7 protein-coding genes are annotated in these 7,799 nt (G+C 40.3%); 6 read left to right on the top strand and 1 reads right to left on the bottom strand.

The window, feature by feature from the left end; genetic code table 11:
- Window positions 1–132 precede the first annotated feature (132 nt).
- The gene (locus D6D85_RS03230; protein WP_237558733.1) at window positions 133–900 is read left to right on the top strand and encodes a nucleoside phosphorylase; all 768 of its coding nucleotides are present in this window, start codon (window positions 133–135) and stop codon (window positions 898–900) included.
- Window positions 901–1,034: 134 nt separating this feature from the next.
- Here D6D85_RS03230 and D6D85_RS03225 read toward each other — a convergent pair whose 3' ends face one another.
- Window positions 1,035–1,646 (bottom strand): hypothetical protein, encoded by a 612-nt coding sequence (locus D6D85_RS03225; RefSeq protein ID WP_125670640.1) that lies wholly within the window; start codon window positions 1,644–1,646, stop codon window positions 1,035–1,037.
- Window positions 1,647–1,766: 120 nt separating this feature from the next.
- Here D6D85_RS03225 and D6D85_RS03220 point away from each other — a divergent pair, with 120 nt between their 5' ends.
- From D6D85_RS03220 to D6D85_RS03200, 5 genes are all read left to right on the top strand, one after another.
- Window positions 1,767–2,441 carry an HD domain-containing protein gene (locus D6D85_RS03220; RefSeq protein ID WP_125670639.1) on the top strand — a complete coding sequence of 225 codons (675 nt, stop codon included), beginning with the start codon at window positions 1,767–1,769 and terminating at the stop codon, window positions 2,439–2,441.
- 342 nt (window positions 2,442–2,783) lie between these two features.
- Window positions 2,784–3,635 (top strand): hypothetical protein, encoded by an 852-nt coding sequence (locus tag D6D85_RS03215; protein WP_125670638.1) that lies wholly within the window; start codon window positions 2,784–2,786, stop codon window positions 3,633–3,635.
- Window positions 3,632–4,876 (top strand): BREX system ATP-binding domain-containing protein, encoded by a 1,245-nt coding sequence (locus tag D6D85_RS03210; RefSeq protein WP_125670637.1) that lies wholly within the window; start codon window positions 3,632–3,634, stop codon window positions 4,874–4,876. The genes D6D85_RS03215 and D6D85_RS03210 overlap by 4 nt, the downstream gene beginning before the upstream one ends.
- A gap of 2 nt (window positions 4,877–4,878) precedes the next feature.
- On the top strand, window positions 4,879–6,180 hold the full coding sequence (locus tag D6D85_RS03205) for a BREX system ATP-binding domain-containing protein (protein WP_125670636.1): 1,302 nt from the start codon (window positions 4,879–4,881) through the stop codon (window positions 6,178–6,180).
- Window positions 6,177–7,748, top strand: a complete 1,572-nt coding sequence (locus tag D6D85_RS03200; RefSeq protein WP_125670635.1) for a DEAD/DEAH box helicase — start codon at window positions 6,177–6,179, stop codon at window positions 7,746–7,748. Before D6D85_RS03205 ends, D6D85_RS03200 begins: the two co-directional genes overlap by 4 nt.
- Window positions 7,749–7,799 lie beyond the last annotated feature (51 nt).

The raw sequence follows: 7,799 nt of genomic DNA, 5'->3' as shown, positions 1-7,799 counted from the left end.
GGGATGATGCGCTTCGACCTCCTATCGCTGAAAAACTCAGCTTTTCCCATTACTGCTCACCATTGAAGGTTGACCTCGATAATGCATGCAAAGCATACTTAAAATTAAATTTGAAGAGGACCAAGCTTTATGATGGCGAAGGAGGATGACCCCATATTTAGCCCCTTGGACACCATCCGCTATGTTGCAGAGAAGAGGGGAGTTCCAATAGATGCCCTGAAAATCCCGGAACGCCTGCTTTTAACCTATCAGAGAAGCGCATTTGAGTGCGCAAAGGGCCTGATCAATGGCAGATCTGTTGAATGGATTTACGGTGAAGCTCAGCCATTCTGCATCGGAGAATTTAACAATGTGGAGATAGGGGTTGGCCGTTTCTGGATTGGAGCACCCGCCGCAGTCATCACACTTGAGGAAGCTGTTGCCTGTGGAGCTAAAATAATCATCGAGGTCGGCTTAGCTGGAGGCTTGCAGGAGTTTCTGAAGCCAGCCGACATAATCGTTGTGACAGAGGCAATTCGCGATGAGGGAACCTCCTATCATTATCTTCCACCGGAAGTGAAAGTTGAGTCCTCCCAGAGATTGAGGGAGACGTTAATTAAGTGCTTAAATGATGGAGGAATAAGGCATTTCGTCGGCCCTGTCTGGTCCACTGACGGCGTTTACAGGGAGACATTGGGCAAGTTCCGCAGGTTCAGGGATAGTGGCGTTTTAGCTGTGGATATGGAGACATCAGCTATTTTCGCTGTTGCAAAATACAGAAATGTTGAAGCAGCTTCAGCTCAGGTCGTCTCAGATATTTTAACAGAGAAGGGATGGCTCCAAGCCTTTTATGAAAAATCAGTTAAAGAGAGCATGGAAGTCCTGCTAAAGGCTGCCTTGGAAACTCTTTCAAAGAGCTGAAACTAAAGCTATTACCCTCATACTAAACGCACACATAGCACGCTAATAAGAAGCAAAGGAGACTAAAGCCGGTACTTCATACCAAGATCGAATGTCTTTTAATCAAGATAGGATCTTTCAATACGCTTTTCCACTCAATTTAGATTCACTCCCTGCTGGCTAAGAGCTTCAGCGCATACTCTGAAATATCCCATTTTTACCTTTGAATCCCAAATCTCTTCTCCATCTACTTGATCTTCTTCCTTTTTAGCTCCTCTCCCACCTTTCAGCTTGCATATTCTTCTCCAGCTCTCAACTCTCTCCCTTATTGCGCTATTCAATGCGAAAGAGGGGAACTTCATGTATACATAGGCAAGCAGATAGGTGATCGGCACGCTGTTGTAGGACCTGATTCTCCTGCGCATCTCGGCTGCCAAAATTTTGTTTCTCGCTGAGATATCCTCAAATACCCTTCTACCCCGCTTCATCAGGCTATCGGATGCCGTTATTATCTTGGCTGGATTCTCCTGTATGAAGCTGTAAATAGGATCGCTGAACTCTTCTATCTTGATTAATCCCTCCTTCTCCAGCTCATCTATGGAATCAGCTAGCTCACCTGACCAAGGTCCATATTTGGAGGCGGAGAAACTGTATCCGTTCAGGCCGAACTCCTCCTGCAGAAGAAAGACTATCTTGTTCAGTCTGGTGACTCCTTTTATCCTGCCATCGCACAGATGAAATACAAGAGCAAGCAGATCCACATTCATCACGAATCATAAAGACTTCTGAAATTTAAATTTTAATGTGGAAACTTTGAGCAAACTTTCAGAAAACTTTCTTCAGGAAAGCTCGAAAATAATTTTTATACAACTTCTTGATATAGTGTTATGCTGGACGAGATCATGAGTTCTGCGAATGAAATAAAATCTGAGATAAGAAGATTTATACCAGAAACAGTGATAGAGGAAGATCTTCTGGATAAAATAGTGGAGATAGGCAATGAATATGGCTGGGGCCGCGCGCACATGTGCGCAGAAAAGCATGCCATCAAAGTGGCCGAGCTAACAGTTGATCTATGGACCTCAGCTGAAAATATGGGTTTAGTTGGTAAAAATCTGGATGTAAGGAGAGCTCTTTATACAGCTGCACTTCTTCACGATGTGGGCCTCTGGGATTACCGTAATAAGGATATTCATCACGAGCTTTCAGCTGAGATAATCAGAGATAAACTGCAAGATAGGAGCCTTGCTGAGAGATCATCCATAATCGCCTATTATCACAGGAAGAAGCCCAATCCGCTGGATGATGAGAGAATAAAAGATGACAGGGATATGCTGCTGGCAATAGCTGTGCTGAGAATTGCAGATGCCCTCGATTACAGGCTTAATCGAGTGGTCAATCATGCCTTCTTCAGTGAAAAGGATGAGGAAAGCATAACAATCGAGGTACGTGCCAAAAGCTTAGATATTGATGTGGGGAGAGTGGAGAAGAAGGGAAAGCTGCTGGAGGATCTCCTGAAAAAGAAGATGAAGATAAAAATGTTTATTTATAGGCAATTATAGAAGCCTTAATATAGTGGTGCATTAGGCTCTTCGGTTTCTCTGATGAAGTGCATTGTACCAAAAATGGAGGATCCAATAATAATCGAGAGGAACTAAGATCAGTTTACAGCAAAGCGAGAGAAGCGTCTGAAAGCTGTAAATGATTCATGGCACAGATAAAGCTCAGAAATCTGCTTAGCATTTTTATGTCTGGAAGAAATCTCAGAGATATTGAGATAAGCAAAGAGGATTAACCTATAAGGTCAATGACTCTATAGGATTAGGCCAGCTGTGTATTCTCTCATGCCTTCTTAACCATAAAACTTTTAACTTTAAGGAGAACTAAGCTGTAGAGGTGCCTACATGGAGAGTCAAGATAACCCTGTAGCCCTGCTTTCCAAGGAAGGAACCACTATTAGAAATCTACTAAAATCCCTTAAAACCATAGAAAAATTGCAGAAAGATCCTATAAACAATCTACACAAAATAAAGCAAGAAATGGGGAAAGCTGAGAAGGCTCTGGAGTCCAGCAAGCTGGAAGAATCCTTCAAAAATAAAATTGAGCAGCATATTAATGATATAAGATCGAAGATTGCTGCATGGGAGGAGGAAATAAAAGATAAATTTGGAATAAATCTGGAGAATGAGTTGAAGAAGATGGGCTTTGAGCTAGCAGGTCATTATCCCTTGCTCAAGACATCATTTTACACGCTTCAGGTTGATCTGGATAATTTTAAGGTCATAATCTGGTATGGTCCACAACAAGAGAGATTAGATGTAGCACGTCTTGTGCCGGCAGAGGTAGTCAATAAGCTGAGAAAAATACATGAGAGCATCACACAACGGCCATTTGATAGCAAGGGTTTCTTATCCAAAATTTATGAGGCATATAAGGCATCTCTTTACAGGCTGGGAAAGGAAATGGGAGACCAAGTGCCGATATCTGATGTTCTCCTCGAATATGTCCTCCTTATTCAGGATAAGAAATTTAGAGTAAATCCTGTTAAGAGGAATTACAGAGAATATGGGCGCGTATTTTTCAGCTACGATTTATATAGACTAAAAGATAGGATAATAGACAATAAAGAGCTAGACTTAATAATTGCTACGCGGGCATATACTAAGCATTGGTATGACTTCCTATGGATCCCTTCTAACGAAAAAGGAGAGGGCATCTACATATCACATGTTAAGTTCAGGGAGGTGAAAGCATGACAAGTAGTGCCATAGATCCAGTAACAGCAAAAAAGATAATAGAGATTGTCGGAAGCTCTGGAACCCCTCCAGAGTATGGCTTCCAATATTTCACTAGTGGCCTTGATATTTATCTGAACACCATAGAAAAGGAATACCTGAAAGATTTCATAAAAGGCGGAGGATCTGCATTTAAGATGGTCATAGGAGCTTATGGAGAGGGAAAAACGCATTTCTTATATTCAATCAGAGAGCTGGCATGGAAACATGGATATGCCACCTCTTATATAGTTTTGAGACCAGAGGAAACTCCTTTTCATAGAATGGATCTTGTTTATAAATCTGTTGTGGAAAACCTAGTCTATCCCCAGCCAGCTGATAAGCTCTTATCATCAGATTACGATAAAGGAATAGAAACTATTATAAAAAAGTGGTATATGGAAAAGTATAATGAGATTTCCAGAGGGGTAGGTAAGATAAAATTAGACGAAGAGCTTAGAGCTTATGCCAATTCTCTGGGACGCTATGATAGCATAAGCTTTAGGAATGCTGTAAAGAAGGCATTCCTTGCACTTCTAGATAGACATGATGAAGACTTTTACCTGATACTGCAATGGCTTAAAGGAGAGAATCCTCCTAAAAATAAATTGAATAATTTTAATATATTCGAGAAAATAGATAAAAGTACTGCCTTTAAGATGCTTCGGTCTCTTGTCCAGTGGCTATCGGATATAGGATATTCAGGGCTCATTGTACTCATGGATGAAGCCGAACCAGTACCAAGCATGTCTTCTAAGCAGAAGAGCATTCTTTTGAACAATCTAAGGGAGTTGATAGATGAATGCGGCCAAGCCAGCTTTGGGCGTACAATGTGGTTTTATGCAGTACCAGATGAAAGTTTTCTCAATGGTAGAACCTCTGTCTACGAAGCTCTATCTCAGCGAGTTTCAACAGTATTCGATGCTGAGCTAAATCCAACAGGTGTCAAAATATATCTAGAAAGAATACCCATGGAACTCCTTGCACACCTTAAAGAGATAGGTGAAAAGCTGGCTAGAATATATGAAGTAGCATATGGGAAATTTGAAGATAGAAAAAGCCTAGATGAAACCATAGAGAATATCGCAAAAGCAGCCTACGAGGAGAAATGGAAAGGTGGATATAAAAGATTTTTTGTCCAAAATATTATAAAAGCAATGCACATACTACGTAGAACAGGAAAAGCTGTCAAATTTGAGGATCTGAAGAAAGAACAGGTGTGAAAGTGCAATACGTGGAACACAAAACATATGGAAGAGGGCGTGTTTGCAAGGAGAGATTTGGAGGATTTGAGCTCTACGTAGAATTCGAGGACGGGATAAGCAGATGGGTGAGAAGAGATGAAGTTGAATTTATAGGTAAATTAATGCCAGAAAAGGCTGCTTCTGTGCTTTCTGATGAAAAGTTCAAGGCTAGACAGATGATAGAGTCTCTGAGGATGGGCATAGTACCCCATGATTATGTAGAGGAGTTCACATTTGGGAGAGAAAAAGAAATTCAAAAAATTAAAAATTGGCTAAAGGAGATAGAAGGCGGATTTTACATTATTACAGGGAAGTACGGAAGTGGAAAAACCCATCTTTTGGAATATATCCGTTCAATATCCCTTGAAGAGGGATGGGCTACTGCAAGAGTTGAGATAGGCCAAGAGGAAAGCTCTCTTCATAGGCCATACCAAATTTATCAGCAGATAGTCAGATCATTCAAATGTAAAATAGAAGGCAAAACCTTAGGTTTCAGGGAATTTTTAAGGGAAGTTATTAATAACGACAAATCTCACCTTTTGAAAGGACACAAATATCTTAACAAACTTCAGGAAAGGCTCAAAATGGTAGATATGGGACTTTACCAGCAATCAGACGAGGAACTTATTTGGGAATGGATTGAGGGAGAAAATAATTACTTTAGGCCATTCCTATACAAAACAGGCACCGCAGCTAACATATACTGCTATATCTTAAACGGAATTTCGTGGTCCGCCCATGAAATTCTGGGATTGAAGGGTTTTTTGGTTTTATTTGACGAGGCAGAAAATATCATCGAAGCCAACTATCAATATCAGCTAGAGAAAGGAAAGAATTTCTTGAGAGGATTGTTTATGCTAGCAGAAAACAACGGTGATCTTTTAGAGGATAAGATAGAGAATATTTGGGGATCAAAAACAGGATTGAGATATCATATGCTCGAGCAAGTAGGATTTGCTTGGAAGTTGCCCTCTCACCTGAAGATCATACTTGCCTCCACTCCCTCGTGGAAAGATTATGAGAATATACTTAATATTAAAGTTGCAGAAGAAAAGACATTAAATATAGAACCATTAGATGAAAAGGAATTAAAGAAGGTATCTGATGAAATAATTTCTTTATATAAAAGGGCATATAACCATAATCTTAGTGAAAGTGAAGTAGATAAATTGACAAAGTATATATCAAATAAAGAAATGAGATCATTTATAAAGGGAATAATTGAAGCACTCGATCTGAAGAGATTTTACCCAGAAAAAAGCTGGGGAGAGTTGCTTAGATGACCGAAACTCAAAGCGAACTAAAAAGAAGTTTGAAGAATGTTTGGTTTACTTTCTTTTCTAGATATGGCAAGCTTTTTCCCATTCAAGAGAAAGCTATACCTGTAGTTCTTGGGGGTAAAAATGCCGTTATAGTATCTCCAACAGCAAGTGGAAAAACCGAGGCAGTTGTTGCACCGCTGATTGAGAGGTTTCTTTCAGAAGGATGGGAGGGCCTAGCGATCCTCTACATCTCCCCCACTAGGGCACTAGTAAACGACGTATACTACAGGCTGAAGGATCAGCTAGCTGAGCTCAATGTCTCTTTGCTGATGAGAACTGGAGATAAACCATCGTTTAATCCAAATAAACTGCCAAACTTCTTGATAACAACACCAGAATCCCTAGATTCATTGCTTTGCAGATATCCCGCAAGCTTTAGGGGAGTAAGAGCCGTGATATTGGATGACATACACCTGATCGATGGAACTTATAGAGGGGATCAGGTGAGAATTCTTTTAAAAAGATTAAAGTTTATTACAGAGAGAGATTTTAATGTATATATACTATCAGCGACTGTTTATGATCCTTGGAAAATGGGAAGCAGATACATGGAGAACTTTGAGGTAATCCAGTCCCCAGGTCAGCGTGAGCTCGATTATACATTAGTTGGATCGCTTGAGGAAGTCTTTAACTATGCTAGGGAAGAAGGACTTAGGAAATTGCTTGTCTTTTGTAACAAAAGAGCTGAAGTGGAACGCCTTGCTGATGAATGTAGTAAGCTATGGGGAAGAAACTATGTTGTAGTCCATCATGGAAGCTTGAGTAAACAGGTAAGAGAAGAAGCAGAGGATTTTATGAGAGAAACTCGCTATGGAGTTTGCATAGCTACAATGACACTAGAAGTGGGAATTGACATAGGGGATATAGATGCAGTGGTCTTGGCAGAGGTTCCCTGGAATATCTCATCCCTATTACAAAGAATAGGGAGAGGAAACAGGAGAACGGGTAGATGTAGGGTTTTCGCAATCTTTAGATCAGAAAACGAGCGGTTACTCCTCGAGGAAATGCTTAAGGCTGCAAAAGAAGGACACTTAGGATACGAAGAGTATTCCCCAGATTTATCTGTAGTCGTACAACAAATATTCTCCTCCTTATATGCAAATCCAGGAGGATTGTACACTGATTACTTCAACAAGCTCTTTGATGGATTCTGTACCAAAAGCGAGCTGAGAGACATAATTAACCATCTCATAAATGTTGGATTAATAGAAAAAACTGATAATAAAATATACGCAACAACGAAGATCATGGATCTAGGTGAAAAGGGCAAAATACACTCCAACATACCCCAGCTCAAGGGAATGAAGGTCGTTGACGAGTCCTCTGGGAAAACTATCGGAGAAATACAATATCCTCTTGACAGCGATGTCTTTGTACTTGCAGGGAAAGTTTGGAGGATTACCAAAGTTGTTGAATCCGAGAGCAAGATCTACGTAAAGCAGGAGAAAATCTCGGCTATAGCGGCAAGTTTTAAGGCGCACAGATCTAGAGGATGCTTTCATCGCTTTTTGCCAGAGCACTTAAAGTAAGAATGAAGAAGAGTACTATTTGTACTGTAAATTCTAGTTTATATAAGATCT

The organism is Candidatus Methanodesulfokora washburnensis, from assembly GCF_003947435.1.
GTDB classification, from domain to species: Archaea; Korarchaeota; Korarchaeia; order Korarchaeales; family Korarchaeaceae; genus Methanodesulfokora; species Methanodesulfokora washburnensis.
The sequence above is the reverse complement of the archived record's forward strand: the minus strand, read 5'-3'. Positions and strand labels throughout refer to the sequence as shown.